The sequence below is a fragment of the Paraburkholderia sp. BL25I1N1 genome, assembly GCF_003002025.1.
Classification (GTDB): domain Bacteria; phylum Pseudomonadota; class Gammaproteobacteria; order Burkholderiales; family Burkholderiaceae; genus Paraburkholderia.
The window spans coordinates 429426-455182 of the sequence record NZ_PVZB01000001.1 but is presented as its reverse complement, the minus strand read 5'-3'; the positions used below and the strand labels follow the sequence as shown (position 1 = coordinate 455182).

The 25757-nt window shown below is 63.9% G+C and carries 19 protein-coding genes; 12 read left to right on the top strand and 7 right to left on the bottom strand.

The genetic code is table 11. The features are described 5' to 3' along the window. Positions 1-143: 143 nt before the first annotated feature. Together B0G73_RS02035 and B0G73_RS02030 are read left to right on the top strand one after the other, a co-directional pair. The gene (locus B0G73_RS02035; RefSeq protein WP_106277397.1) at positions 144-797 is read left to right on the top strand and encodes a FadR/GntR family transcriptional regulator; all 654 of its coding nucleotides are present in this window, start codon (positions 144-146) and stop codon (positions 795-797) included. Positions 798-1091: 294 nt separating this feature from the next. Next, complete coding sequence (locus tag B0G73_RS02030) at positions 1092-3023, top strand: SMP-30/gluconolactonase/LRE family protein (protein WP_106277395.1); 1932 nt, start codon at positions 1092-1094, stop codon at positions 3021-3023. A 41-nt stretch (positions 3024-3064) separates the two neighbouring features. Here the strand turns inward: B0G73_RS02030 and B0G73_RS02025 are convergent, their stop codons facing one another. From B0G73_RS02025 to B0G73_RS02010, 4 genes are all read right to left on the bottom strand, one after another. Then, the gene (locus B0G73_RS02025) at positions 3065-4531 is read right to left on the bottom strand and encodes an MFS transporter (protein WP_106277393.1); all 1467 of its coding nucleotides are present in this window, start codon (positions 4529-4531) and stop codon (positions 3065-3067) included. A gap of 121 nt (positions 4532-4652) precedes the next feature. Further along, entirely contained in the window at positions 4653-6608 is a 1956-nt protein-coding gene (locus tag B0G73_RS02020) for an aconitase family protein (RefSeq protein WP_106277391.1), read from the bottom strand. A gap of 200 nt (positions 6609-6808) precedes the next feature. After that, the gene (locus tag B0G73_RS02015; RefSeq protein ID WP_106277389.1) at positions 6809-7711 is read right to left on the bottom strand and encodes a LysR family transcriptional regulator; all 903 of its coding nucleotides are present in this window, start codon (positions 7709-7711) and stop codon (positions 6809-6811) included. Positions 7712-7992: 281 nt separating this feature from the next. Further along, the gene (locus B0G73_RS02010; RefSeq protein ID WP_106277709.1) at positions 7993-8313 is read right to left on the bottom strand and encodes a DUF1330 domain-containing protein; all 321 of its coding nucleotides are present in this window, start codon (positions 8311-8313) and stop codon (positions 7993-7995) included. 569 nt (positions 8314-8882) lie between these two features. On the opposite strand from B0G73_RS02010, the gene B0G73_RS02000 reads away from it, so the two are divergent. The 4 genes from B0G73_RS02000 (at position 8883) to B0G73_RS01985 (ending at position 14128) form a co-directional block, all read left to right on the top strand. Then, entirely contained in the window at positions 8883-9617 is a 735-nt protein-coding gene (locus B0G73_RS02000) for a gluconate 2-dehydrogenase subunit 3 family protein (protein ID WP_106277387.1), read from the top strand. Next, the gene (locus tag B0G73_RS01995; RefSeq protein WP_106277386.1) at positions 9617-11395 is read left to right on the top strand and encodes a GMC family oxidoreductase; all 1779 of its coding nucleotides are present in this window, start codon (positions 9617-9619) and stop codon (positions 11393-11395) included. The genes B0G73_RS02000 and B0G73_RS01995 overlap by 1 nt, the downstream gene beginning before the upstream one ends. Continuing rightward, on the top strand, positions 11392-12747 hold the full coding sequence (locus tag B0G73_RS01990; RefSeq protein WP_106277384.1) for a cytochrome c: 1356 nt from the start codon (positions 11392-11394) through the stop codon (positions 12745-12747). Before B0G73_RS01995 ends, B0G73_RS01990 begins: the two co-directional genes overlap by 4 nt. A gap of 187 nt (positions 12748-12934) precedes the next feature. Then, entirely contained in the window at positions 12935-14128 is a 1194-nt protein-coding gene (locus tag B0G73_RS01985) for a porin (protein ID WP_106277382.1), read from the top strand. A 60-nt stretch (positions 14129-14188) separates the two neighbouring features. On the opposite strand, the gene B0G73_RS01980 is transcribed toward B0G73_RS01985, so the two are convergent. Continuing rightward, the gene (locus tag B0G73_RS01980) at positions 14189-15052 is read right to left on the bottom strand and encodes a helix-turn-helix domain-containing protein (protein WP_106277381.1); all 864 of its coding nucleotides are present in this window, start codon (positions 15050-15052) and stop codon (positions 14189-14191) included. Positions 15053-15164: 112 nt separating this feature from the next. Then, positions 15165-15713 carry a carboxymuconolactone decarboxylase family protein gene (locus tag B0G73_RS01975; RefSeq protein ID WP_106277379.1) on the bottom strand — a complete coding sequence of 183 codons (549 nt, stop codon included), beginning with the start codon at positions 15711-15713 and terminating at the stop codon, positions 15165-15167. Positions 15714-15837: 124 nt separating this feature from the next. On the opposite strand from B0G73_RS01975, the gene B0G73_RS01970 reads away from it, so the two are divergent. After that, positions 15838-16695, top strand: coding sequence for a substrate-binding domain-containing protein (locus tag B0G73_RS01970; protein ID WP_258193147.1), 858 nt, complete (start codon positions 15838-15840; stop codon positions 16693-16695). Here B0G73_RS01970 and B0G73_RS01965 read toward each other — a convergent pair. Further along, a complete protein-coding gene (locus B0G73_RS01965; protein ID WP_106277377.1) occupies positions 16688-18832 on the bottom strand; it encodes a tetratricopeptide repeat protein in 2145 nt (714 codons plus the stop codon). The two genes, B0G73_RS01970 and B0G73_RS01965, sit on opposite strands and share 8 nt — an antisense overlap. A gap of 264 nt (positions 18833-19096) precedes the next feature. Between B0G73_RS01965 and B0G73_RS01960 the strand changes: the two genes are divergently transcribed. The 5 genes from B0G73_RS01960 (at position 19097) to B0G73_RS01940 (ending at position 25714) form a co-directional block, all read left to right on the top strand. Next, entirely contained in the window at positions 19097-19507 is a 411-nt protein-coding gene (locus tag B0G73_RS01960; protein WP_106277376.1) for a DUF2946 domain-containing protein, read from the top strand. Positions 19508-19589: 82 nt separating this feature from the next. Beyond that, a complete protein-coding gene (locus B0G73_RS01955; protein WP_106277374.1) occupies positions 19590-21968 on the top strand; it encodes a TonB-dependent receptor in 2379 nt (792 codons plus the stop codon). Between the two features lie 73 nt (positions 21969-22041). Then, positions 22042-23571 (top strand): PepSY domain-containing protein, encoded by a 1530-nt coding sequence (locus B0G73_RS01950; protein ID WP_106277707.1) that lies wholly within the window; start codon positions 22042-22044, stop codon positions 23569-23571. A 185-nt stretch (positions 23572-23756) separates the two neighbouring features. Then, a complete protein-coding gene (locus B0G73_RS01945) occupies positions 23757-24551 on the top strand; it encodes a DeoR/GlpR family DNA-binding transcription regulator (protein WP_106277372.1) in 795 nt (264 codons plus the stop codon). Next, positions 24548-25714 carry an MFS transporter gene (locus B0G73_RS01940; protein ID WP_258193146.1) on the top strand — a complete coding sequence of 389 codons (1167 nt, stop codon included), beginning with the start codon at positions 24548-24550 and terminating at the stop codon, positions 25712-25714. The genes B0G73_RS01945 and B0G73_RS01940 overlap by 4 nt, the downstream gene beginning before the upstream one ends. Positions 25715-25757 lie beyond the last annotated feature (43 nt).

The following is a 25757-nucleotide window of genomic DNA, read 5'->3' as shown; positions in this document are numbered from 1 at the left end:
CTGCTCGATCCCAATCAATTTCACGTGATGCTAACCCGAAATCTACACGCAATATACTGAGTCAAAATATTTTCGGGAACCTGCGCGCCACGCCGCCTCCATTCTGCTATCTTTGGAACCAATAAACATTGGTTCAAGCAAAAATGGAACAGACAGTATTGGAAGCTTTGCTCGGCTATATCGCCGCCCATCAACTCAAGGACGGCGACGCGCTGCCGCCCGAAAGAAAGCTGGCCGAAGACCTTGGCGTCAGCCGAAGGGAACTGCGCTCGGTACTGGCTTCACTGGAGGCATCGGGCCGGGTGTGGCGCGGTGTCGGGCGCGGCACCTATCTGGGCGCGCGGCCGCTGAAGTTCGGCCCCACGCTGCGTGGACTGCGCGCGGGAACGAGTCCGGCAGATATCGCCGAAATGCGGCTGCTGTTCGAACCCGCACTCGCGGAACTCGCCGCCGCCAAAGCCAGTCGGGACGATCTGCTGGAACTGGAAAAGTGTGCGCGCAAAAACGCAGCCGCGAAGAACGACGAAGAGTGGCAGCAATGGGATCATCGCTTTCACCTGCTGATCGGCCAGGCCACCCGCAATCCCGCACTCATTGCGCTGATGGAAGTCATCAACAGCATGCGCGTCAAACCGGACGTACGCGAAAAGACGGTGGCCCAGGAGACCCGGCAGTATTTCGCCCAGCAACATCAGGCTGTCGTCAATGCGATGAAAGCGCGTGATGGAGAAACAGCGGCCCGTTGCATGCGCGAGCATCTGCTGAGCGTTCAAGGGCGGGCATCGGGTAAGGAATGACTCGCGGCGCAGGCGATGTATGCGAGCAAAGTAGTCGACCGTAACGAACACATCGAGCCGCACGAAACGCTTGAGTCCATCCGCAATTTGACCTAGAAATGAGGATGCGCAAATTACCCGTTATTCGTATTGAGTTAAACGAGTCATTCTCCTGCCACTTGCCGACGGTACGCTGGATGCAATACAGCGTGCACGAGACCGGCTCGAAATAGCTTTTACCCATCACGCATTTCAGGAAACAAGCTCAGCCGACGATTCATATCAATCATCGCTACGCTCAGGAGAGCATCAGTCATGGTCGCAAGAAAACGAATTCATGCTGCGCTCCTCGCCGCGATGATCGCCGCGATTGCGCCGGCCAGTCAGGCGCAAAACACCACCGACTGGCTGGCGAACACGTATGGCACTCTCGCCGCCCACGTCGGTAACGCCGCGCGCTCCATGTGGGTCGCGCCCGAAGGCGTCCTCTATACGGCCTCCATGTGGGACGAGTACGAAGGCGGCGTCGCGATCTATCAGAACCACCGCAGCGCTGGCTCCATCGGCGCTCATGGCGAATTTCAGGGCAGCGCCATCACCGGTAATGCCAAGTCGATTTTCGTGGCGCTCCAGTACAGCGCGTCGTACGGAAGCGGCGCGGTGGGACGATACAACCGCGCCACCGGGGCTCGCGATCTTTTCATTCAGGTCAGCGCGTTGAAGAACCAGCCGCGGGTCGACGTCATCACCGGCCTCGCCACGGCGGGCTCGCTGCTTTATGCGAGCGACATCGACGGCAATCGCGTGCGAATCTTCACCACCGACGGCGTCTGGCAGCGGGACATCAACGTCCCTGCCCCAGGCGCGCTCGCGGTGGATGGCGCGGGCAACATCTGGATCGCGCAGAAAAGTGCGGGCACGATCGTCGAGTTCAGTTCAGGCGGGGCGCTGCTGAATACCATCCAGATGCCCGCCGGATCGCAGCCGTCGGCGCTCTATTTCGATGCGTCGTCGGGACAGCTCATGGTGGGCGACGAAGGGCCCGACATGAACATCAAGCGCTACACGCTCTCGGGTACGCCGACACTGGCCGGAACGTTCGGCGTTCAGGGCGGGTATCTCGATACCACGACGGGCATCAAAGGCCAGGTCGGCGCGAAGCGCTTCACCCGCGTCGCCGGCATCGGCAAGGACACCGCGGGCAACCTCTATGTGCTCAACAACCCGTGGGGCGGAAGCTGGGACCTCGGCCGCAACGGCGGCACCGACATTCATGCGTATAGCAGCGCCGGCAATCTGCAGTGGACGCTGCGGTCCCTCAACCTCGAAGGCGACGCCGTACCCGACCCGCTCACGGACGGCACCATGTTCTATGGCGGCACCAACATCTACAGCGGCAGCGCCGGCGGCGCCTTTGTCGCGAACACCGTCGATCCGTTCGCCTATCCGTCGGACCCGCGCATCGACATCAACGATACTTCACGCGACGAGCACTTCGCTCACCTTGCCACGGTCGGCGCCAACCGGATCCTCGTGGCGTCCGGCCAGAATCCCGATGTCTACTACTTCTTCCACTTCAATGCCGCGAATGGCTATATCGCCATACCGGACGCCACGCTTCCGGGTGCGGCGTTCAAAACCACCGCACTGGTCAGGGACGGGTTCTGCATCGACAGCAAGGGCGGCGTGTGGGCCGGTCTGGACAAGACAGGCTACATCTATCACTACCCGCTGACCGGACTCGACGCCAGCGGCAAACCATCGTGGGGACCTGGCATCCCCGTCCGCATTCCCGCGAGCATCCAGCCGCTGACGCGCATTCTCTACCTCGCGGACAGCGACACGATGATCCTCGGACAGGGTGTTGTCGGGAGTACGGACTGGACGGGGATCGGCACGCGGATCGAGGTGTATCACGGCTGGAGCGCGGGCAATACCACCACGCCCAATCCGGTGATCAACCTCGCCCACGCCGGCGCCAAGTCGATCGACGCGGCCGGCCGCTATCTTTTCGTCGGCTACTGGTTCGGCAGCGGGCCCGCTTTGCCGGACATCGACGCCTTCAATCTCGCCACAGGTAACCTCGACGCAACGCTCGTGAACACCAGCAGCCGTACCGTCGACGCCAGCAGCGCGATCGATGCGATGTATAGCGTCAAGGCCTACCTTCGATCGACCGGCGAGTACGTGGTCACGAAGAACAACGTCAAGGGCTCCAGCATCGCCGTTTATCGCTGGACGCCGTGATCGGGTGTAAAAGACGTCGATTTTCACGGCGGTGAAGTTGTCTACCGGGATATTTTTTCCAGCTCGATACCCTTCGTGCGCGGTCCCATCAACCCGATCGCCAGCATGACGATCAGCATCGCTCCAGCGATAAAGACGAAAACCCCGGTCGTACCGAACTGCTTCAACACAGCGGCAATCAGAAAGGCTGTGAAGATCGCCGAAAAACGGCTCCACGAATAGACGAATCCCACCGCGCGCGCCCGAATGCTGGTCGGAAAAAGCTCAGTCTGATACGCGTGGTAGCTGTATGAAATGATGTTGCCTGCGAGCGTCAGACACACACCGAGACTGACCAGCAACACGGCGCCCGCAGCCTGACTGAACCACAGGCCGCAAACGATGTTCACCCCCGCCATCACCACGATCACGGTCTTGCGCTCGAAGCGGTCGCCGATGAAAAGTCCGATGAGCGGACCGACGGGCGCCGCCAAAGCGATCACGCTCGAATACATCAGGCTCGTGGTGATCGTAATGCCCTGCTTGATCAGCAGCGTGGGCACCCAGTTCGCAAAGCCGTAGAAGCCCACGGTCTGGAAGATATTGAAGATCGTCATCATCAGCGTGCGGCTGCGATACGGCGGCACCCACATATCGCGGAAGCTGCCGCGGGGCGCGACCGGCACCGGCGGCGCGGGCGGCGGCAACTCGCGGCCGTATTCGCGGCGCACTTTCGCTTCGAGCGCCGTCATCACGCGGTCCGCTTCGGCAAGGCGTCCTTGCTGTGCGAGCCAACGCGGGCTTTCCGGCAACGCGCGACGAATCCACCACACGAACAGCGCGCCATGTGCGCCGATCAGCACGACCCAGCGCCAGCCGTCCAGGCCGAGCAATGTGCGCGGCACCAGCAGATACGACAGGAACGCCACCACCGGCACAGCCGTAAAGCCGACCGCCTGCTCGCATGCGAACGCGCGGCCGCGAATCTGCTTGGGCACCAGTTCGGAGATGTACGTACCGATCGTCACCAGTTCGACGCCGATGCCTATCCCTGCCACGAAGCGCCAGAAATTCAATCCGGTAGCCGTTTCCTGGAATGCCATCACGATATTGGCCACCGTATACCAGAGCAGCGAATACGTGAACACGGCGCGGCGTCCGAAGCGATCCGCCAGAAAGCCGCACGCGATCGTGCCGATAAAAAGGCCGCTAAACAACGCCGCGATGAAACTCGCGACACCGGTCGAGCCGAACAGGCCGTGCGTGGTCGCGCTCAGCAGACCGCTTTTGACGAGGCCTGGCGCGACATACCCGGAGTACAGCAGATCGTAGAGTTCGAAGAAGAAGCCGAGGCTCAGCAACACCACCAGCTTCCAGACGGAGCGCGTGGCGGGCAGCCGGTCGAGGCGCGCGGAAATGCTGCCGGCGTCGAGCGGCGCGGCCACGGCGGCGCGCTTGGCCGTGTTATCGGAATGCGCCGCGTCGCCGCTTTTCTTCGCGACAGAGCCGGCGTGATCGGGGGATGCCATGTTGTATGTCTCCTGGTGATACTCGCGAAACGATAGGGTTCGCTGGACCGGTCTCGCCGGCCTCTTGTACTTTCGCGCGTCACGCGCACCGCGATGCCGGGCCCAAGGTCCGGCCAGCATTCTAGCCGCGTGCGCGCTTCAATTGTTCGAAGGTGGTGATTTTTCCGGCCAGCGCGCTCGCCGCCACCGTGTACGGACTCGCGAGCCACACATTGCCCGGCCCCGAACGGCCCGGGAAATTGCGGTTGATCGCGCTGATCGTCACTTCGTTCGCCTCGGCCGATTGGCCCGGCCCGCAATTCGCGCACGACCCGCAGCCCGGCATGACGAGCGTCACGCCCGCGCGCTCGAAAACCGGCAAGTAACCGCGCTCCTCGCAATACGCGCGCACTGCCATGGTGCCGAACTGCAAGTAGAGACGCGTCCCCTCGGGCACGCCAAGACCGTGCTCGACGCCCCAATGCAGCACCTCGTGATAGAAATCGAAGTCTTCGCGTTTGCCCGCCGTGCACGAGCCACCGTAAGCGATATCGATGGCGACGTCCTGTTCCAGTCGCGGCGCCGGCACGCCGTTGCCGGGGTCGCCAGGACGCGCGAGCATCGGTTCGATCGCGCCTGCGTCGATACGGATGGTGTCGCGATAGGTGGCGCCCGCATCGCTTTTCATCCAGTTTTCAAGGGTGAAATCGACACCGCGCCGTTCTTTGAGAAACGCCACCGTGCGCTCATCCGGTTCGACGATGCCGGTGAAGCCGCCCAGTTCCGCGACCATGTTGGTCAAGGTCGCACGCTCGTCGATCGACATCGCGCGCACGGCTGCACCGCCATATTCGAACACGAGGCCGATCGCGTCACCCGAGCGGATCGCATCCATTTTCAGCAGATGCAGCACCACGTCCTTTGCGGTCACTCCATCGCGCAAGTGACCGCTGATTTCAATGCGCAAAGTCTCCGGCACTTTGCAGCGCACATAGCCCGTCACCCAGCTATTGGCGATTTCCGTTGCGCCCGCACCGAACGCGAGGCAGCCGAGCGCACCCGAATGCGGCGTGTGCGAATCGGTGCCGCACGCCACTTGCCCCGGCAATGCGTATTGCTCGGCCATCAACGCGTGACAGATGCCTTCGGAGCCCGGCATGCTGTCGAGCGCACCGTGCGAGCGCACCGGATAGTCACGCGAGAAAGACGTATGCCCTTCCATCAGATTGGCGACGCCCGGCAGCAGACCGTCGCGCACGTGCGGAATGCTCTGCGATGCCAGCACCAGATGATCCTGGAACGCGATGATGTGATCCGGCGCATGCAGCGGCGCCGGCTTGCCGAACGCGCGATGCATCAGATGCGCGCACATGCCGGTGAAGTAATCGTGGCTGAAGCGCCAGTCCGCGGCGATGAACACGCCGTCGCCGCGCCGCGCGCCCGCGCTGGCCGGGTGCAGATGGCGCTCGATGATTTTCTCGACCAGCGTCTTCGGCTCCTCGGCCTGCGCCGCGTCAGCGTCAGCGCTATCGCTTGTGCGCGGCGCCGGCCAGTCGGCGAACTTGCTATATGCGAGCAAGCCGCCGCTGCGAATGATCTGCTGCGTGAGCGCGTCGCGTCCCTTGAGGAATTCGTCGATCGGCACCGCTTCACCCGCGCTCAAACGATCGAGCACGGCAAAGTCAGTGGTGGTGAGAATGCCGATGTTGTCGCAGTTTTGCTGATAGATCCGCTCGAAGCTTTCCGCGACGATCAACCGGATGCCGGCCGAGAGTTCCGCCAACGGACTCGATTCGCGCGACGATCCCTTGCCGTAGCGCTTGCCCGCCACCGTCACCTGGAAGCCGCCGTGCTTCACCGCATCGCGGCCGATCGGCATGCGCTCGCCGGCCTTGAAGCCGACGTACGGATACTGGCCGAGGCGCTCGTCGTAGGTGAGCATGACGGTGACCGGCGTGATCTCGTCGGTGGAGACGTTGTCGCGCAGCGGACCGGCCGTGGCGCGCGTGAAGTTCTCGCCGGCGAGTTGCGCCTCGATCACCGCGGGGTCTTGGGACAGGTACAGCACGCGGCCGTCCAGACGAATCGTGTCGCTCATGGGCATTCTCCTTGCGCCCACTATACGGCGCGCGTGGGCAATGCCGAAGTGTCGGTGCGGCAACGCAGACCTCTCGTTTGGCGATGATGGGCACGATCGTGCTCGACACGGTTGTCCGGGCATCGGCGCGTCGCCACCGGATAAGACAGCCGGCCACCAGCGCAGACACGCCTCTGCCGATCCGCCCGCCGTGGCTCGCGTCAACCGCCCTTGCCGAGAAACCCGACCAGCGCCGCCGCGCTCGCGCTCAACTGATCGCGTGACTTGAAGATCATGATGAGGTGGCGCACCGCCCAGGCATCGCTCAAAGACAGTAGGCTCACGTCGAGTGCATTCAGATAGAGCAGCCCGACCTGTTCAGGCACGACCGCGATGCCGAGCCCGGCATGCACCATCCGGCAAAGCGCGTCGAGACTGCTGACGCGAATCTTCACATCGAGTTGCCGCCCCGCGCGGGCTGCCTGCTGCGTGAGCAGTTGCGTCAGCGCGCTCTCGCTGCGCAGTCCGACGAAGCTGTCATCGAGCAGGTCGTCGAAGCTCACCCGCAACGCGCCGGCGAGCCGATGGCCGCCCGGCACCAGCACCGCCAGCCGATCCTGCCGATACGGCACCTGCTCGAACGCCTCGCTGCCCGCCACCGAATTGCAGATGCCGAAGTCCGCCGCGTGCTCACCGACAATCCGCAGCACGTCGGCGCTATTTTCCTCCTCCAGTTCGATCGACACCTCCGGAAACGCGCGCCCGAACGCGGCCACATCTTCCGGCAAAAACTGCACGATGGAGGACAGATTCGCCACCACCCGCACGCGCCCTTTCGCACCCGACGAGAAACGCGACAGCTCCGCGCTCATCTGCTCGATATTGCCGATGATCGCCAGCGCGTAGCGCAGCACGGTCTCGCCGACCGGCGTCACGGTGATGCCGCGCGACTGCCGCTGGATCACCGGCAAGCCGATCACCGCCTCGATCTCGGCGATGCGCCGGCTCACCGCGGACGATGCGATGAACTCGCGCTCCGCCGCGCGCGCGATATTGCGCTCCTGGCAGACGGCGACGAACAGGCGCAGCGAGGTGAGGTCGAGTTTCTTGAGAAGGTTTTCCATTGTTGATGCTTCATGCACGGTGACGCTGAAGGACCCGACAGCAAACCCGGCATCGGCATGAAGGGACTCTGGTAAAAAAGATGGGCCAGTGTAACGCCCTTCTCCGGACCAGAATGCCTGCCATTCGCGCACGTGGCTTTCGATTTGCTTCGTTGCTGCCTACGCTACGAAAACGCCGCGCCGGGGACGATCTCCAAGGTGTCGTTCCTCAGCAATCGGATGACGCTCGCGTACTACAACGCGGAAGGTCCTGGCACGTTCACGCGCTGATGCCGCCGCGTTCATCGCAGGATGTCGGTCGCTTTGTGCCGCTGGTCCACGCCGTCGATCAGGATCACCGGCCCGCGCGCATGCCGCGTGCGCAGCGGCAGGATGCGCCGATACGCGTCCGACGCGTACCAGGCGCGCGCGGCGGCGAGATCGGGGAACGCGATCGCGATCAGATCGCCGCGCCATTCGCCTTCGAGTATCTCGGGGCGTGCGCCATGCACGATGAAATGGCCGCAGAACGGCGCGAGCGTGCCGTCGATGCAATTGAGGTATTCGACGATCTCGTCGCCCAGTTCGACGTCGTGCAGATGAGCAATCGCGTAGGCGGTCATGGCGTGGCTCCTGGTCATGAGTGGATGCGGATCGAAAACTTGCATGCCGCTCATGGTCGACTTGGGCATGACGCGCGTCGATTACCTGTGAGGTAAAAGAACTCGCCGTGTTGCGCGGGCGGCGAGCACGCCGCGCGGCGAGGCGGCTGCACATCGCCTCCAGTTCGGCCATCACCTCGAACATCTCGATCAGTCTGTGCAGGCTGATCTTCGCGACCACCGCGCCATGCCGCGGCCGCATCTCGGCCATGCCGGCCGCGGCCAGTTGGAGCAGCGCTTGGCGCACGGACCCGCGCTGATCGCCCGCCGCTCGGGTCACGCCCGCGACGCCGTCGCTTTTTCACATCAGCCCTGATACGCCTGGCGCCCTCGCTGCCGCGTCGTCTTACGCCTAGAATACCTTTGATCTAAAACGGATTTTTGCAAAATCTCGGCATTTCATCGCTCCGCGAAACAAGCTATTGTAAAAAAGCTAAAAGACTTTGGAACCGGTTCCATTTATCATCCCGCCGGCAATCCCATGAATGCCGGAACGCAATCGCGCGCTCCAATCTGGTGACTAGAACAATATGCCCTCATCCCCTATCAGCTCTCGCCGTGGCTTTTTACGTACGGCTATCGCTCTGGTCCCGGCCGGCACGCTCGCCGGTTGCGAGGTCAAGCAAGCCACGACGGCCTCCGTGCCGGGTTCGGGCGAAAGCGCGAACGCGGGCCGCGCGTCCGGCGCGGACTACAAGCCGCATTTCTTCGACGCGAAGGAATGGGCGTTCATCCACGCCGCGGTCGACCGTCTGATTCCGTCGGACAGCGAAGGCCCCGGCGCCGTTGAAGCCGGCGTGCCCGAATTCATCGACCGGCAGATGGATACGCCGTACGCACATGGCGCGCTCTGGTACATGCAGGGGCCGTTCACGCAGGGCGCGCCCGAACTCGGCTACCAGTTGAAGCTCGTGCCGCGCGATCTGTACCGCCTCGGCATCGCGGCGGTCAACGCCTACTGCACGAAAACCTTCGCGCATCCCTTCGACGCTCTCGACGCCGCCACGCGCGACACCGTGCTCGGCGCGCTCGAGAAAGACAAGGTCGATCTGGAGAACGTGCCGGCCGCGGTGTTCTTCGGACAACTGCTGCAAAACACGCGCGAAGGCTACTTCTGCGATCCGATCCACGGCGGCAACCGCGACATGGGCGGCTGGAAGATGATCGGCTTCCCCGGCGCGCGCGCCGATTTCATGGACTTCGTCAATCAGAACGGCGCGGCTTATCCGTATGGCCCCGTGTCGATCGAAGGAAAGCGCACCTGATGTCTACTCAAACCAAACCGCACGTTGACGCGGTGATCGTCGGCTTCGGCTGGACCGGTGCGATTCTCGCGAAGGAACTGACCGAAGCCGGCCTCAAAGTGGTCGCGCTCGAACGCGGCGAATATCGCGACACCTATCCGGACGGCGCGTATCCCAACACCATCGATGAACTGACCTACAACGTCCGCAAGAAGCTCTTTCTCGATCTTTCGAAAACCACGGTCTCGATCCGTCATGCGCCGAACGATACCGCTCTGCCGTATCGTCAGTTGGCTGCGTTCCTGCCGGGCGAAGGCGTCGGCGGCGCGGGGCTGCACTGGTCGGGCGTGCATTTTCGCATCACGCCGGAAGAACTGCGCCTGAAGAGCCACTACGAGGAGCGCTACGGCAAGCGCTTCATTCCCGAAGGCATGACGATTCAGGATTACGGCGTCAGCTACGACGAACTCGAACCGCATTTCGACTTCGCGGAGAAAGTGTTCGGCACCTCGGGCCAGGCATACAAGGTCAACGGCAAGGTGGTCGGCGACGGCAACATTTACGAAGCGCCGCGCAGCGACAACTTTCCGCTCGCCGCGCAACTGAACACCTATTCGGCGGAGCGCTTCGGCAAGGCCGCGCGCGAACTCGGACTGAATCCGTACCGTTTGCCGTCGGCGAATACGTCGGGGCCGTACACCAACCCATACGGCGTGCAGATGGGTCCGTGCAATTTCTGCGGATTCTGCAGCGGCTACGCGTGCTACATGTATTCGAAAGCCTCACCGAATCTCAACATTCTGCCCGCCCTGAAGCCGTTGCCGAACTTCGAATTGCGCTCGCGCTGCCACGTGCTGCGCGTCGAACTCGACGACACGAAAAAGCGCGCCAAGGGCGTGACGTATGTCGATCCGGCGGGCAACGAAGTGTTTCAGCCGGCCGATCTCGTGATCGTCGCGGCGTTCCAGTATCACAACGTTCATCTGCTTCTGCTGTCGGGCATCGGCAAGCCCTATGACCCGATCTCGGGCGAAGGTGTGGTCGGCCGCAATTTTGCGTACCAGAACCTTTCGACCATCACCGCGTTCTTCGATAAAGACACCTTCACCAATCCGTTCATCGGCGCGGGCGGCAACGGCGTCGCGGTGGACGACTTCAATGCCGACAACTTCGATCACGGTCCGCTCGGTTTCGTCGGCGGCTCGCCGTTGTGGGTCAATCAGGCCGGCACCAAGCCGGTCAGCGGCATCGCCACGCCGGCCGGCACGCCGAACTGGGGCGCCGACTGGAAGAAGTCGGTGAAAGACCACTACGCGCACACCATTTCGATGGATGCGCACGGCAGCAACATGTCGTACCGCGACGTGTTCCTCGACCTCGATCCGACCTATCGCGATTCGTACGGCCAGCCGCTGTTGCGCATGACCTTCGACTGGAAGGACAACGACATCAAGATGGCGCGCTACGTGACCGGCCAGATGCACAAGATCGCGCAGCAGATGGGCCCGAAGTCGATCAACGTCTACACACGCGAATTCGGCGCGCACTTCGACTCGCGCCGCTATCAGACCACTCACCTGGTGGGCGGCGCGGTGATGGGCACCGATCCGAAGACAAGCGTGCTGAACCGCTACCTGCAAAGCTGGGACGTGCACAACGTGTTCGTGATGGGCGCCTCGGCGTTTCCGCAGGGCATCGGCTACAACCCGACCGGCCTCGTCGCGGCGTTGGCTTACTGGTCGGCGCGCGCGATCCGCACGCAGTATCTGAAGAACCCCGGGCCGCTGGTGAGCGTATGACGAAGAACATCCATAACAAACGCCTCGCGCGGGCGCTCAAACGCGCGGGCGCGGCGGCTGTGCTGGGCATGAGCACACTTGCCGCACACGCGGCAGCGCCACAAAGCCAGAACGACGCAACGCTGATCGCGCACGGCGAATATCTCGCGCGGGCCGGCGATTGCATCGCGTGTCATTCGGCGCCCTCAGGCAAGCCTTTCGCCGGCGGGTTGAAGTTCGACACGCCGATCGGCGCGATCTACTCGACCAATATCACGCCGGAGCGCAACACCGGCATCGGCGCGTGGACCTTCGCGCAGTTCGATCGCGCGGTGCGCGCGGGCGTGAAGCCGAACGGCGACACGCTGTATCCGGCCATGCCGTTCCCATCGTATGCGCGCCTGAGTCAGGACGACATGCACGCGCTGTATGCGTACTTCACGCAAGGCGTCGCGCCGGTGAACCAGAAGAACAAACCGGTCGACATCGTCTGGCCGCTGTCGATGCGCTGGCCGCTCGGCATCTGGCGTCACCTGTTCTCGCCCGAGCCGGTTTCGTTCGACGCGAAGCGTTACGCCGATCCGGTGATCGCGCGTGGCGCGTACCTGGTTCAAGGCCTCGGCCATTGCGGCGCGTGCCACACACCGCGCGCGGCGACGATGCAGGAACGCGCGCTGAGCGACCTCGACGGCCCGGCGTTTCTCGCGGGCGGCGCGGCGATCGACGGCTGGATTCCGTCGAGCCTGCGCGGCAATCCGCGCACCGGCATCGGCGCGTGGAGCGAAGCCGATCTCGTGCAATTCCTGAAGACCGGACGCACGCAGCACAGCGCGGCCTTCGGCGGCATGACGGACGTCGTGCAGCACAGCATGCAGCACATGAGCGACGCCGATCTCACTGCGATTGCGCGTTATCTGAAGACGCTGCCATCGACCGATCCGCGGGAAACGCCGTACGCGTACGACGACACCGCAGCGCGCGCGCTGCGCATGGGCGACGCCACCGCGCCGGGCGCGGCCGTCTATCGCGACAACTGCACGGCCTGCCACCGCAGCGACGGTCGCGGCTACAACCGCGTGTTTCCGGCGCTGGGCGGCAATCCGGTCGTGCAGGGCAAGGACGCCACCTCGCTGATTCACGTGCTGCTCACCGGCAGCATGCTCGAAGGTACGAAGACCGCGCCCTCCTCGTTCACGATGCCGGCCTTCGGCTGGCGTCTGAACGATCAGGAAGTCGCGGATGTGACCAACTTCGTGCGCAACAGTTGGGGCAACCGCGGTTCAACGGTCAGCGCGACGGACGTCGCCCACGTCCGCAAGACCGTCACGGTGCGCGCGCCCGACATGCCGCCAGGCGCCGCCCTGGCTCACTGATCGCACGTGGCCTCGCGTGACGCGTCCCGCGCGAGGGACGCGTCACAGATATGGCAAGCGCCGCTACGCATACCCGCTTCATGCAGTCCGCTCCGTCATTCAGGAGCGGGCTTCCGCGTGCGCGGAAAAAAGAAAGATCGCCATTCAGGCGACTTGAGATAGAAGTTCCAACCAGGCTATGACTACGATGAAGAACCAATGGATTGCCGCACCCCTCTTGATGACGTTCGCCGGCATTGCGTCCGCGCAGAGTTCCGTCGTGCTGTACGGCATCGTCGATGCGGGCATTTCGTATCGCAGCAACGAGCGCACCGGCACGGCCGGCAACTATAGCGGCCATTCGAACGTCGCCGTGACGAGCGGCAATCTCTCCGGCAGCCGCTGGGGCATCAAGGGTCAGGAGGACCTGGGCGGCGGCTGGAACGCGTTGTTCCAGCTCGAGGACGGCTTCGACATCACGAACGGCAAGACCGGCCAGAACGGCGGCCTGTTCGGGCGTCAGGCGTACGTGGGCATCGGCAGCAAGCAGTACGGCACGATTACGCTCGGCCGCCAGTACACCTCGCTGAACGACTTCGTTTCGCCAGTCGCCCCGGTCGCGATGGTCGGCGGCTACGGCGCGCATCCGGGCGATATCGACGATCTGGATCAGACCGCGCGCGTCAACAACTCGATCAAGTACACGAGCGCGAACTATGCAGGCTTCACGTTCGGCGCGCTGTACGGTTTCGGCGGCCAGCCCGGCAGCCTGAAGCAGCAGAACACCTGGAGCGTGGGCGCCACCTACGGCAACGGCCCGCTGCACGTGGGCGTCGGCTACGAACGCTCCGACAACAGCAAGACCGGCACGCAGGACACGACCTACGGCAAATGGAGCGGCACGGACGACGGCCTGTTCAATTCATCGATCAACGAGGGCTACGCCAGCGCGCAATCGCAACAGATCATCGCGACGGGCGCGACGTACGACTTCGGGCCGGCGATCGTCGGTGTCAATTACAGCAACGTGCAGTATCGCTCCGGTGCAGACTCGCTGTTCAAGGGTCACGCGACGTTCAACATCGCCGGCGTGTTCGGGCAATGGACGATCCGTCCCGCCGTGCAACTGTTCGCAGGTTACAGCTACACGCGTGGCGGCGAAGTGGATGGCGTGGATGAGCGCGCGCAATATCACAACGTGACACTCGGCGCGCAGTATGCGCTGTCCAAGCGTTCGACTGTCTATCTGATGGGTGGTTACCAGCACGCGTCGGGCGGCACGCTGGATGCGCTCGGCCATCCGGTCGCGGCGACTGCATCGGTTAGCGACAAGGGCAATGGGCACTCGTCGGCGACGCAATCGCAGGCGATTGTCAGCATCGGCGTGCGGCATAAGTTTTAAAACTTCGACGCGGCGCTGTGGTTCAACGGCGGCTGCTACGGCCGCGGCTTGCCGATTGATCTAGCGCTGCAACTGCGCCGCCGCGTCGAGCATCTCCAGATGACGCGCCTCGGTTTCGTCGTCCGCGGGGAACATGCATTCGAGGCGCAACTCTTGCGCCGCGATCGTCTGCGGCGTGCCCACGGTCGAGACCATCGAGAAATACTTCATGACGTGGCCGTTTTTGACGAAACCGATCGGGATCACCGGCATGGCCGCCGCCGAGGCGGTTTCGGTCGCCAACTCGGGATGCCCCGGCGCCCTGTTCTTTTTCCCATCCGGGTAGGCACGCAACGCATCGAGCAACTCGCGCGTCCGATCGTCGATCACGCGCCCCACCGACTCGCGGTAGACGCGCTGAACCAAACTATCCGCCACGGTCTGCCAGTCGGCCACGAATGGGCGCATACCTTCCGGATCGAACACCAGATGCAGCATGTTGCGCGGCCCCTTGCGCGCCGCCATGTCGATAAAGCAATTGAAAAAACGTGGCGCCGCATCGTTTGTCATCAGCACATTCCAGTAGCGGTCCATGACGAGCGCTGGAAACGGTTCATGCTGACGCAGCATGCGTCCGAGCGCATTCGTGACGCTATGCATTTCTTGCGCATTCCATGCGGCGTCGGCATACATTGGCGCGTAGCCTGCTGCCAGCAGCAGGGTGTTACGTTCGCGCAGCGGGATGTCGAGCGCCTGCGCGATATCCATCAGCATCTGACGGCTGGGCACGCTGCGTCCGCTTTCGATGAAGCTGATATGACGCTGCGAGATGCCGGCATTGAACGACAGGTCCAACTGGCTGATCCCGCGCACGTCTCGCCAGTGACGCAACAAGACGCCGAGATCGTTCGGTGGCGCTTTTTTGGATGGGTTCGCAGGATTCATCGTGTGTTCCTGTCCGCAAGATGTTACCGGTAAGAGGTTCGGCGAGCGCCGCTCGGCGAACCTCGTCGGTCAGGATACTCGCTAGCGGTGAGCGCGCCTTCCCTCACGGGAATCAAGCCGTCCAGGCGTGGACCTGAAACTGCGCTTCCAACGGCGGTTGCGTGATGCTGCCCACGTAGTTCGTGATGGTCGAGGCTGCCGCCACCGCGAGTACTTCGAGCACCTGATCGCGACGGAAACCGGCTTCGAGAAATGCGCTCACGTCGCGCTCGTCGAGATGGCCGCGTTTCAGGATCGCATTTTTCGTCAACGTGGCAAGCGCGGCATGCTTGGGGTCAGCAGGCGTGCGGCCAGCGCGAAGCGCTTCGACATCGGCGGGTGTGAGTCCCTCGTTCAGCGCTAATGCCGTGTGAAACGCGACTGCCCAAGTGCATGCGTTGGTGACGGCGTTCGTCAGCAACAGCGTCTGGATCTGTGCTTCGGTGAACGTGCCCGAATGGACTTTCTGAAACAGATTGATGAACGCACCGATCAGCACGGGCGACTCGGCCATGGCTCCCGCGATGTTGGGGATGAAGCCAAAGGTCTCATGGAGTTGTTGCAATATCGGTTTGGATTGCTCCGGCGCGGAGTCGATGGTGTGAACCTGAAACGTCGACATGATGCGTCCTTGATAGTGAACGCGGTTCGGGATGAACCGCGCGACCAACGAAGATTAGGCTTGGGGGTGAGGGTCGGCAATTACCTTGGATGTAATAGAAACGGCGATAGGATCAACGCGATATATGAAGCCTCGCCGTGACACAGTCAGCGGCAATTACCCGACAATAGAGGCTGCGACAATCTCGCCGAACCCGTCGCCCTTCACCGCCGGCGAGATCATCATTGCGGCGGTGCGGCGCGACCAGCGCGATTTCGACAACGCCATGACGCAGGTGGAAGACCTGCGCTCGCTGCGGCGCGGACATGTCAATCTGGCGGTGTCGCCGTCGTCGGCCGAGCAATTGGTGCCCGACGCAATTCAGGCCGCGATGGAGCGCTATCCCGGCGTGACCTACAGCGTGCGTTCGGGCAACGGCGAAAGCATCCTGAAATGGGTGGAGACCGGCGAGGCCGACATCGGCTACGGCCTGCGCCGCAAACCGCCGCCAGGCGTCGTGGAAGTGCGCGCGTTCGCGCAGTATCTGGGCTTGGTCACACCGCCGGGGCATCCGCTCACGAAGCTTCAGAAACGTCCACGCCTGCGCGAATGCCTCGACTACCCGCTCATCCTGATGACGCCGGATACCGAATTACGCGCTATGGTGGACCAGATCGATCATCGCGAAAGACGCAAGGCCCGTCCTCTGGTGGAAACCAGTTCGGTCTCGATGGTGCGCCGGCTCGTGGCGGACGGTGTCGGCATCGGATTTCTGATCGCGGAGAACGTCGCGGAAGACGTGGCCGAGCGTAAGCTGGCATGGACCCCGCTCGCCGATGCCGGCGCCCAATCGTTCAGTTGTCTGTATCAACGCTCGGATCTGACGAGCACCGTCGCGATGAGCATGTTCCTGCAGTTCCTCGGCCAGGCGATCGAAACGATCGAGGACCGCTTTCACACGTCGACGCAATCGGCCCGCAAGCGCGGCACGCAAATCAGGTAAGCGCGCGGTCCGTCGCGCCGAATCGTTCGACGCACGCCTGACGCACCCGCTCGACCGGCATCGACCAGTCCTCGCCCGGCGCGCGGCGAAACAGGCGCAGCGTGTGGGGATACCACGGCGAATCGCTGCGATCGTGCAGCCAGCGCCAGTCGATATCTTTTTCCGGCAGCATCACCCAGCACGGCGTGCCGAGCGATGCGGCCAGATGCGCGGTGGACGTGTCCACGCAAATCACCAGGTCGAGTTGCGCGACGATCGCAGCGCTGTCCGCGAAATCCGTCACGCGCGAGCCGAGGTCCAGCAGCGGTTGACCGGCGGGTGGATGGCGCGCCTCGTCTTCGCCCCATCCTTTTTGCAGACTCACGAAGCTCACGCCCGGCACGCTCCAGAGCGGCGCCAGCACAGCGAGCGAGGGTATGGAGCGGTTCATATCGTTATGATGGTTCGCGTTGCCTCTCCATACCAGGCCGATCTTGCGGCCGGAAGGCAGCGCGTCCAGCACGGGGCGCCAATGCTCGACCAGCGCCGGCTCGGCCGTGAGACGCACGGCGCGCGGAATCGTGTCCACGCTCGTGCGCAGATGCAGCGGCGCGCTCAGCAGGCTCGTCCAGCAGTCGTAAGTGGACGCCTGTGCGCGAGCGGTATCGTGATCGAGCACGGCATCCACGCCGTCGACGCTTGCCATCAGCCGGTGCAACGACGGTGCGCACGCAAAGGCGATATGCGAGGTGCCCTGCGCCTTCAGCAAGGCGAAATAGCGGCTGAACTGGATCATGTCGCCGAGGCCGTCTTCCTGCCATACCAGCAGCGACTTGCCGGCGAGCGTGCCGCCTTGCCACTGCGGGCAGCTCAGCATCGACCTAGTCTTGTGATGGACGAAACCGGCCTGCTCGTAGCGACATTCGTAAAGACGCCAACCCTCTTCGAAGCGGCCCATGCCGAGCAGCAACACGGCCAGGCCGAATTTCGCGTCGCCGTAATCGGCGCGTAAAGCAAGCGCGCGGCGATAAGCGCTCTCGGCCTCGGGCCATTGCATGAGTTGCGCCCGCGCTGCGCCGAGGTTGTAGTGCGCTTCCGCCAGATCGGGACGCAGGCCGAGCGCCTGCTCGAAAGCCTCGACAGCCTCCGGCAGTCGGTCGAGCCGGCGAAGCGCGCAGCCCAGGTTGTTGTGCGCATGAACGAGATCGGGCCGCAGGCGAATCGCCTCGCGGTAAGCCAGTTCGGCTTCCCAAAGACGCTCCATTTTGCACAGCGCCACGCCGAGGTTGTAGTGCGCTTCGGCGTAGCCGAGACGTTGTGCGATGGCGTCGCGATAGGCAGCCTCGGCTTCGGGCAGACGTTCGAGATCGGCGAGCACGGTGCCGAGATTCAGGAGGGCTTCCGCGTAATCCGGACGAATGGCAAGGGCAAGGCGAAAAGCCAGTTCGGCTTCGGCGAGACGGAAAGTGACCTTCAGCACGCCGCCCAGGTTGTTGAGCGCCTCCGGATACTGTGGCCGGATAGTCAGCGCCTCGCGATAGGCAACGTCCGCTTCGGCGAAGCGGCCCAACTCCATCAGCACGTTGCCCAGATTGTTATGGGCTTCGGCGTGAGCCGGCAGCCCCCGCAGCGCCTCGCGGAATGCCGCTTCCGCTTCCGGCAGGCGGCGCAGTTCGTGCAATACGATGCCGCGGTTGTAGTGGGCTTCGGGGTAGTTGGGGCGAAGCGCCAGCGCCTCGCGATACGACGCCTCCGCTTGCTCCTTGTAGCCGAGCCCGTAGAGCACGGCGCCGAGATGATTGCGGGCGTCCGCGTCGCCGGGCCGCAGCGCGACCAGTTGCCGGTACATCGCCTTGGCGGCGGACAGACGCCCGAGCGACTTGAGCAGCATGCCGAGACTGCCGTACACCTCGGCATAGCCCGGATTGCGTTGCAGACAGCGGCGCCAATAGCTTTCCGCCTCCCAGGGACGCTGCAAGGCGAACGAACAGGCCCCGGCGATATTCAATGCGTCGGCAAGGGCGTCGTCCGACAGCGCATCGCCGTCGACGAATGGCGTCACCATCGACAAAGCCTCGACGAATTGTCCGGCCGAGAACAACGAGACGGCCTGCTGGTTGATATCGTCGATCGAGGTTGCGAGCTGCGTGTGGTTCATGAGTCGTGGTCACTGGAGCCGGCGATAAGCCGGCCGGGTCGATCGCATGTGCCGCGTCCTGATCCGGCTGCTGGATTGGCGTGCCGAAGTCTCGGTGCGGCCGCGAAAGCGGAACAAATACCACGCAGCTTACGTGAATCGGCGCGCCTGTAACGCGACGAAATGAGCGGTTTTCGGCCTTCTAATCCCACGCTATAACGAGGATCACGGGCGAAAAGTCCGCGCGGCGATGTTAGAATCGCCCGCGTCTTTACGCCCAACATCATGAATCCACGCTCTCGCATTCACATGACCGCATGGCTTGGCCTGTTCGCCATGTGGCTCGTCGTGTTCGCGCCGGTCGTGAGTCAGATGTTGATGTCGAACCGTGCGCACGAGCCCATCGCGGCGCTCTGTTCGGCGTTGCAGCCGCGCGATTTCAGCGTGGTCGGCGCGGCGAGCGTGACGACCCAGGCCGCCCCGGCGCCGGTCCGTTTGAGCCATGACGACGCGTTCGGCGCGTGCGGCTACTGTCATCTGCTTCAGCACCACGTCGCCATGCCGACGGTCGCCGCGGCCGAGCCGCCGGCCGCCCTCACGCTTGCCGACACCGCGCCGCCCGCGCTTTCCACCCGCTTCACGCCGCTCGGCGCCTTTCCGTCCGGCCGTCCTCGAGCCCCACCCGTCGTTTCCTGATCGCCATCGGTCCTGATCGCGCAGTCGTCGCACCCGTCGAGGGGGCGCGCGATCGTTTGTTCCATGCATCGAGGAAACGCTCATGTTCAACTTCGCCCTGCGAAGACTGCCCTTTTGCGCCCGCCGTGGCGCACGCTGCGTCTCGCTTCAACCGCTGCCCCGGCCGTTTTTGTCCGCCTGTCTGCCTGCCATCGTGCCGGCGTTCGTGCCGGCCTTCATCGCCTCGTCCGCTCATGCGCAGAGCGCGAGCGCCGACGCCGCGCTGCCCGCCATCAGCGTCAGCGCGAATGCCGCCGCCGCGCCGCGTGCCGTCGATCCCAACCTGCCGGCCTCGGTCGAAACCGTCACCCGCGAGCAGTTCGAGAACTGGAACGTCGTCAACACCGAAGACGTCCTGAAGTACATGCCGAACCTCGCCGTGCGCAAGCGCTTTATCGGCGATCTGAATTCGATCATCGCCGTGCGCGGCACCAGCAACACGCAAAGCGCGCGCGGTCTCGTCTATGCGGACGGTCTGCTGCTCAGCAATCTGCTCGGCAACAGCTACTCGTTTCCGCCGCGCTGGTCGATGGTGTTTCCCGACGAGATCCAGCAGGTCGATGTGATCTACGGGCCGTTTTCCGTGCTCTATCCAGGCAACTCGCTCGGCGCGACCGTGCTCATCAGCACGCGCATGCCGAAACAGTTCGAAGCGACCGCCGACGTCAAGGCCTTCACCCAGCACTTCAGCCTGTTCGGCGTGAACCAGAATTTCAACGGCAGCGAAGCCAGCGCGACGCTCGGCAACCGCATCGGCAAGTTCTCGTTTCTGCTCGGTGTGAATCACCTGGAAAACACCAGCCAGCCGCTGCAATTCGCCACACTCGCCAAATCCGGCACACCCGCCAAAGCCGGCGACACGCCGGTCACCGGCGCGTACTTCTACAACAACCAGACCAACACGCCGACGGCAGTGCTCGGCGTGAACGGTGAAGGCATCGAACACACGGTGCAGGACCAGTTCAAGCTGAAGATGCAGTACGACTTCACGCCGACACTGCAGGCCGGCTTCACGCTCGGCTATTGGCATCAGACCTACAACAGCCAGACCTCGAGCTTTCTGCGCGATGCGAACGGCAACGCGGTGTACAGCGGCAAGGTCGCGATCGACGGCTACGAATACACGATTCCCGCCGCGGCATTCGCGCCGAGTCTCGGCCATAGCGAGAACTGGCTCTATGGCGTGTCGCTGAAAACGCGCAATGCGACCGGCTGGAACGGCGAAGCGATCGCTTCGTACTACGACGTCGGCAACAGCGTGGCGCGCACCGCGAATTCCGGCGCGCCGGACAACGGTCCGGGCACGGTGATCTTCGGCGACGGCGCCGGCTGGAAAACGCTCGATCTGCGCAGCACCTATACGCCCACGACGAATCAGGCCGGACTCGCGAACCACGCGCTGAGCTTCGGTTATCACTACGACAACTACTTCGTCGACAACGAAAGCTACAACACGCTGAACTGGCGCGACGGCGCAGCCACCTCGTTCGCCAATGCGTTCGCCGGCAAGACGCAGACTCAGGCGCTCTACGCGCAGGACGCCTGGCGCTTTCTGCCGCGCTGGAAGCTCGTCTACGGCGTGCGGTACGAAGACTGGCAGGCCTATGGCGGTTCGCAGTCGCTAGCCGGCACGACGCTGCCGTATAGCGACGTGAGCCAGCAGCACTTTTCGCCGAAAGCCTCCTTGTCGTTCGACGTCACCGACGATCTGACCTTGCGCGCGTCCATCGGCCGCGCCTATCGGTTTCCGACGGTGAGCGAGCTGTTTCAAGGGCAGATCAACGGCTCCGCGATCGTCAACAACAATCCGAACCTGAAGCCCGAAGACGATCTCTCGAAGGAACTGACCGCCGAATGGGCGCACTGGAACGGTGTATTCCGCTTCTCGCTGTTTCAGGACGACGTAAAGAACACGATCTTCAGCCAGACCGATACGACCGTGATTCCGAACGTGACGAACTTTCAGAACATCGGCAAGGTCCGCTCGCGCGGCGTCGAAACAAGCTATTCGGGAGAGAACGTGCTGGTGCGCGGCCTGGACCTGCTGGCAAGCGTGGCCTACACACAGTCGAAGATCATCGCCAACGCGCAGAACCCGGCCACGGTCGGCAAGTACTTTTACCGGATCCCGCTGTGGCGCGCGGATCTTGCCGCGACGTATCACTTCGACGAACGCGCGGCGCTCACACTCGCCGCGCGTTATTCGGGCCGTCAGTACAACACGCTCACCAACACCGACACGAATCCGGACGTGTTCGGCGGCACCAGTTCGTACACGGTGGCCGACGCGAAATTCACCTACAAGCCGACCAGGCTGAGTGAAATCGGCATCGGCGTCGACAACCTGTTCGATGCGCGCTACTTCGTCTATCACCCGTATCCCGGCCGCACGTTCTATGTGGAAGCAAAGCTGCGCATGTGAGCGCGCTGAAGCCGCCGCTTACGCATGCACGTTACTCGAACTGATCGATTCATCTCTGCTTCAGGAGGATTTCATGTCCACCACCACTGGCATCGACACCCGGCGCGCCACGCCGGCGACTACCGTCGTCCATCCAGGCTATCGCACGCTCTGGCGCTGGCATTTCTATGCGGGCCTCTTCGTGATGCCGTTTCTGGTCGTACTGGCGATCACCGGCACGCTGTACTGCTTCCAGCCGCAAATCGAGCCGCTGCTGTATCCGGGGCGCCTGACCGTCGCGCCGCAAGCGCTCCCAAGATTGCCCGAAGACGTACTGCTGGCAAGGGCGCGCTCGGCACTGCCGGCGAACGCGGTCGCGCTGACCGCGCTCGTCGCGAGCGCACCGGAGCGAAGCGCCGAATTCGTCTTCCGTCTCGCGGACGGCGATAAGCAGAGCGTGTATGTGAACCCCTATACCGGCGCGGTGCTGGGCACGCTGAGCGTCGAACGCCGCTTCATGCAAGTGGACCGGATGCTTCATCGCAAGCTGCAGCTCGGCAAACCCGGCGAGCTGCTGATGGAACTGGCCGCATGCTGGACGCTCGTGATGATCGGCACCGGCGTCGCGCTGTGGTGGCCGCGCGAGAAAACCACGGCACGTGCGGCGCTGTTGCCGCGCTTCGCGCTGAAGGGACGCGCGCTGTGGAAGAACGTCCATGCCGTGATGGGCATCTGGCTCGCGCTCGGCGCGTTAGCGTTCGTGCTGACGGGGCTGCCGTGGACGGGTTCGTGGGGCAAGCAGTTCAAGGCGCTCGCGACCGCCGCGAATCTCGGTGCGCCGCCGGGATCGTGGGTCGGTTTGCCGTTGCGCTCTGCGCTGCCAGCGAAGAGCGGCGCGCGGCCTGCCGCAACGGAGACGCGCGCGGAAAACAAAGCTCACGATGAGCACAACGGCCACGGCGCCCACGCCGCCGGCATGGACTCGATGCCCGGCATGGTGACGGACGACCTGCCTCTGCCGCTCACGCCCTGGGCCGTCGGCAACACACGCGTGCCGGACTCCCACTCTCTCTCCTCGGCCGACGAGGCAAACGCCGTGCGTCCGCTGCCGCTCGGACGCGTCGTCGCATTGGCTGCCTCGCTCGGCGTGACGGACGGCTACAACATCGTGCTGCCGGCTTCCGCGACCGGCGTCTACACCATCTCGTACTTTCCGGACGATCCGAAAGACGAACGCACGCTGTACATCGACCAATACAGCGGCGCGATTCTGAAGGACATCCGCTATAGCGATTACGGCGCGGTGTCGAAAGCCGTGTCGTACGGCACGTCGCTGCATATGGGGCGTTATTTCGGCGTCGCCAACCAGATTCTCTGCGCCGCGATTTCTTTAGGATTGGCGGCGATGGCCGTCACTGGCTGCGTCATGTGGTGGAAGCGACGGCCGCAGCGCTCGCTCGGCGCACCCTCGCGCGAACGTGCCGCGCCGCCGATGCGCGGCTGGAAACTCGGCCTCGTCCTGCTCGGCATCGTGTTCCCGTTGATGGGCGCCACGCTGCTCGCGGTGTGGCTCGCGGATTGGGCGATCTTCGGCCGTGCGGCGCGGCGCGCGGCGACGCCATGACGGCAACCACCCCGCCGTCGTGACGCTGCACCCTGAGATGGAAGCGGCGCGGCTCTGCGCTCGACTGCGCATGTCCCTTGAAAACCAGCGTGGACCATGGTCTTCGTAGCCAGTTGCGCACCGCGCTCGTTTACGATATATTTTGCTCGATTATGATCGTTTCGTAGACCGAGCGGGGTGAAGACATGCAACGAACGCGACAGGAAGCCATCGACGGGCTGTTGCCCGAGCAACGCGAACAGCTGATTCTCGAACGGCTGCGAACGCACGGGCGCGTGCTGGCGTCGGCGCTCGCCGCTGAACTCCAGACCTCCGAACACACGGTGCGCCGCCATTTGCGCGATCTCGCCGAGCAGGGCCATTGCAAGCGCGTCTACGGCGGCGCCCTGCTGATCTCACCGGCCGACAAACCCGCGTCGGTGCGCATGGGCGAGGCTGTGGATCGCAAGGCCTGTCTCGCCGCCGCGGCGGTGTCGATCGTCCGCGCGAAGCAGATCGTTCTTCTGGACGCGGGGTCGACCAATGTCGCGATTGCCGAGGCGCTGCCCGACGACGCGGAGCTGACCGTCGTGACAAATTCGCCCGAGGCTGCCGCGCGCCTGCTGAACCGTCCGGGGTTCGAGGTGATACTGGTCGGCGGACGGATCGCGCGCGGTGCGGCGGGCTCGCTCGGCGCGACCGCCTTGCTGCAGATCCAGCAGATCCGCGCCGACCTCTGTTTCCTCGGCGCTTGCGCGCTCGATCCGGACGAAGGCGTCGCCGCCTTCGACGCCGAAGATGCGGAACTGAAGCGGGCGATGATCAAGGCAAGCGGCCAGATCGCCATCGCCATGACCTCGGAAAAGCTGATGACTGCGGCGCCGTTCTCGGTGGCCCCCGCTTCCGCCGTCGACTACCTGTTCGTCGAAGCCGACCTGCCCGCGGCGCGCCTCGCCAGTCTCGAAGCCGTCTGCGACAACGTCATGGTGGCGCGCTCATGACATCGTCCGCTATGCCCCAGATCAAACCGGTCAAGGAACGCGCCGCGACCGTCGGCGTGTTTCTCGCCAACGGCTTCGGGATCGGCGCATGGGCCGTCGAAGTCCCGCGCATCAAGGAAAGCCTCGCGCTTGGCGACGCCTCGCTCGGCATTGCGCTGTTCGCTTTCGCGCTCGGCGCGATCATTGCGATGCCGCTGGCGGGGCAACTGGCGCCGCGCTTCGGCAGCGGCCGCGCCACCGCCTTGCTCGGCGCGGCGTTCGTCATCACGCTGCCGCTGCCGGCCTTCGCGCCAGGCATGATTGCGCTGGGCGTCGTGCTGTTTCTGCTGGGCGCGGCGAACGGCGCGCTCGATGTCTCCATGAACGGCCACGCCAGCACGATCGAAACGCAGTGGCACGCGCCCATCATGTCGTCGTTTCATGCGGCCTGGAGCGCGGGCGGCCTGCTCGGCGCCGCCATGGGTGCGGTATTGCAGAAGAGCGGTGTCGGGGTGATCGGCGGCCTGCTGATACCGGCCGCGTTTATCGCGGCCCTGATCGTCGGTGCCGCGGTGCTTGCATTGCGTGATCTCGGTCCGAGGACGGCTGCCGCGCCAAGCGGCCTGGCATGGCCCTCATCCGCCGTGATGAAGCTCGCGTTGCTCGCGTTCCTTTGCATGCTGGTGGAAGGCGCGGTCGCCGACTGGAGTGCCGTCTATTTGCGCTCGGCGCTGAACCGCGAAGCGAGCGTCGCCGCGATCGGCTATTCCGCGTTCGCGTTTTCGATGGCCGCGTGCCGCATCGTCGGCGATGTGTCCGTACGCCGTTTCGGGTCTAGCAAGGTCGTTGCGCTCGGCGGTTTGATCGCGGTGGCCGGGCTGGCGCTCGTGCTGAGCTGGCCGACGGTCTTCACTGCTTGCGTCGGCTTCGCGATGGTGGGCGTCGGCCTAGCAAATATCGTCCCGGTGATTTTTAGTGCGGCGGGTCGCTCGACGCTCACGCCGGCGACCGGCGTGTCGATGGCCGCCACCTTCGGTTATGCGGGCTTTCTGGTCGGGCCGCCATTGATCGGATTCGGCGCGGGCCTGCTCGGTTTGCGCGTTGCGTTGTGCGTGCTTGTCATGGCGACGCTGGTCGTTTGTGTGGTTGGCGGCAAGGCGGTGCGCGGGGCGCGGCTTGCTTAGGCCAAGCTCACGTGGATAACGGACTTGCGCCGGCCATGGGAGG

Excerpts from the sequence above, each read along its gene's own strand:
- B0G73_RS01940 (WP_258193146.1), top strand. The coding sequence starts at position 24,548 with ATGACATCGTCCGCTATGCCCCAGATCAAACCGGTCAAGGAACGCGCC.
- B0G73_RS01985 (WP_106277382.1), top strand. The coding sequence starts at position 12,935 with ATGAAGAACCAATGGATTGCCGCACCCCTCTTGATGACGTTCGCCGGC.
- B0G73_RS01990 (WP_106277384.1), top strand. The coding sequence starts at position 11,392 with ATGACGAAGAACATCCATAACAAACGCCTCGCGCGGGCGCTCAAACGC.
- B0G73_RS01945 (WP_106277372.1), top strand. The coding sequence starts at position 23,757 with ATGCAACGAACGCGACAGGAAGCCATCGACGGGCTGTTGCCCGAGCAA.
- B0G73_RS01965 (WP_106277377.1), bottom strand. The coding sequence starts at position 18,832 with ATGAACCACACGCAGCTCGCAACCTCGATCGACGATATCAACCAGCAG.
- B0G73_RS01960 (WP_106277376.1), top strand. The coding sequence starts at position 19,097 with ATGAATCCACGCTCTCGCATTCACATGACCGCATGGCTTGGCCTGTTC.
- B0G73_RS02000 (WP_106277387.1), top strand. The coding sequence starts at position 8,883 with ATGCCCTCATCCCCTATCAGCTCTCGCCGTGGCTTTTTACGTACGGCT.
- B0G73_RS02025 (WP_106277393.1), bottom strand. The coding sequence starts at position 4,531 with ATGGCATCCCCCGATCACGCCGGCTCTGTCGCGAAGAAAAGCGGCGAC.
- B0G73_RS02035 (WP_106277397.1), top strand. The coding sequence starts at position 144 with ATGGAACAGACAGTATTGGAAGCTTTGCTCGGCTATATCGCCGCCCAT.
- B0G73_RS02015 (WP_106277389.1), bottom strand. The coding sequence starts at position 7,711 with ATGGAAAACCTTCTCAAGAAACTCGACCTCACCTCGCTGCGCCTGTTC.
- B0G73_RS01970 (WP_258193147.1), top strand. The coding sequence starts at position 15,838 with ATGAAGCCTCGCCGTGACACAGTCAGCGGCAATTACCCGACAATAGAG.
- B0G73_RS01950 (WP_106277707.1), top strand. The coding sequence starts at position 22,042 with ATGTCCACCACCACTGGCATCGACACCCGGCGCGCCACGCCGGCGACT.
- B0G73_RS01995 (WP_106277386.1), top strand. The coding sequence starts at position 9,617 with ATGTCTACTCAAACCAAACCGCACGTTGACGCGGTGATCGTCGGCTTC.
- B0G73_RS02010 (WP_106277709.1), bottom strand. The coding sequence starts at position 8,313 with ATGACCGCCTACGCGATTGCTCATCTGCACGACGTCGAACTGGGCGAC.
- B0G73_RS01975 (WP_106277379.1), bottom strand. The coding sequence starts at position 15,713 with ATGTCGACGTTTCAGGTTCACACCATCGACTCCGCGCCGGAGCAATCC.
- B0G73_RS01955 (WP_106277374.1), top strand. The coding sequence starts at position 19,590 with ATGTTCAACTTCGCCCTGCGAAGACTGCCCTTTTGCGCCCGCCGTGGC.
- B0G73_RS02020 (WP_106277391.1), bottom strand. The coding sequence starts at position 6,608 with ATGAGCGACACGATTCGTCTGGACGGCCGCGTGCTGTACCTGTCCCAA.
- B0G73_RS02030 (WP_106277395.1), top strand. The coding sequence starts at position 1,092 with ATGGTCGCAAGAAAACGAATTCATGCTGCGCTCCTCGCCGCGATGATC.
- B0G73_RS01980 (WP_106277381.1), bottom strand. The coding sequence starts at position 15,052 with ATGAATCCTGCGAACCCATCCAAAAAAGCGCCACCGAACGATCTCGGC.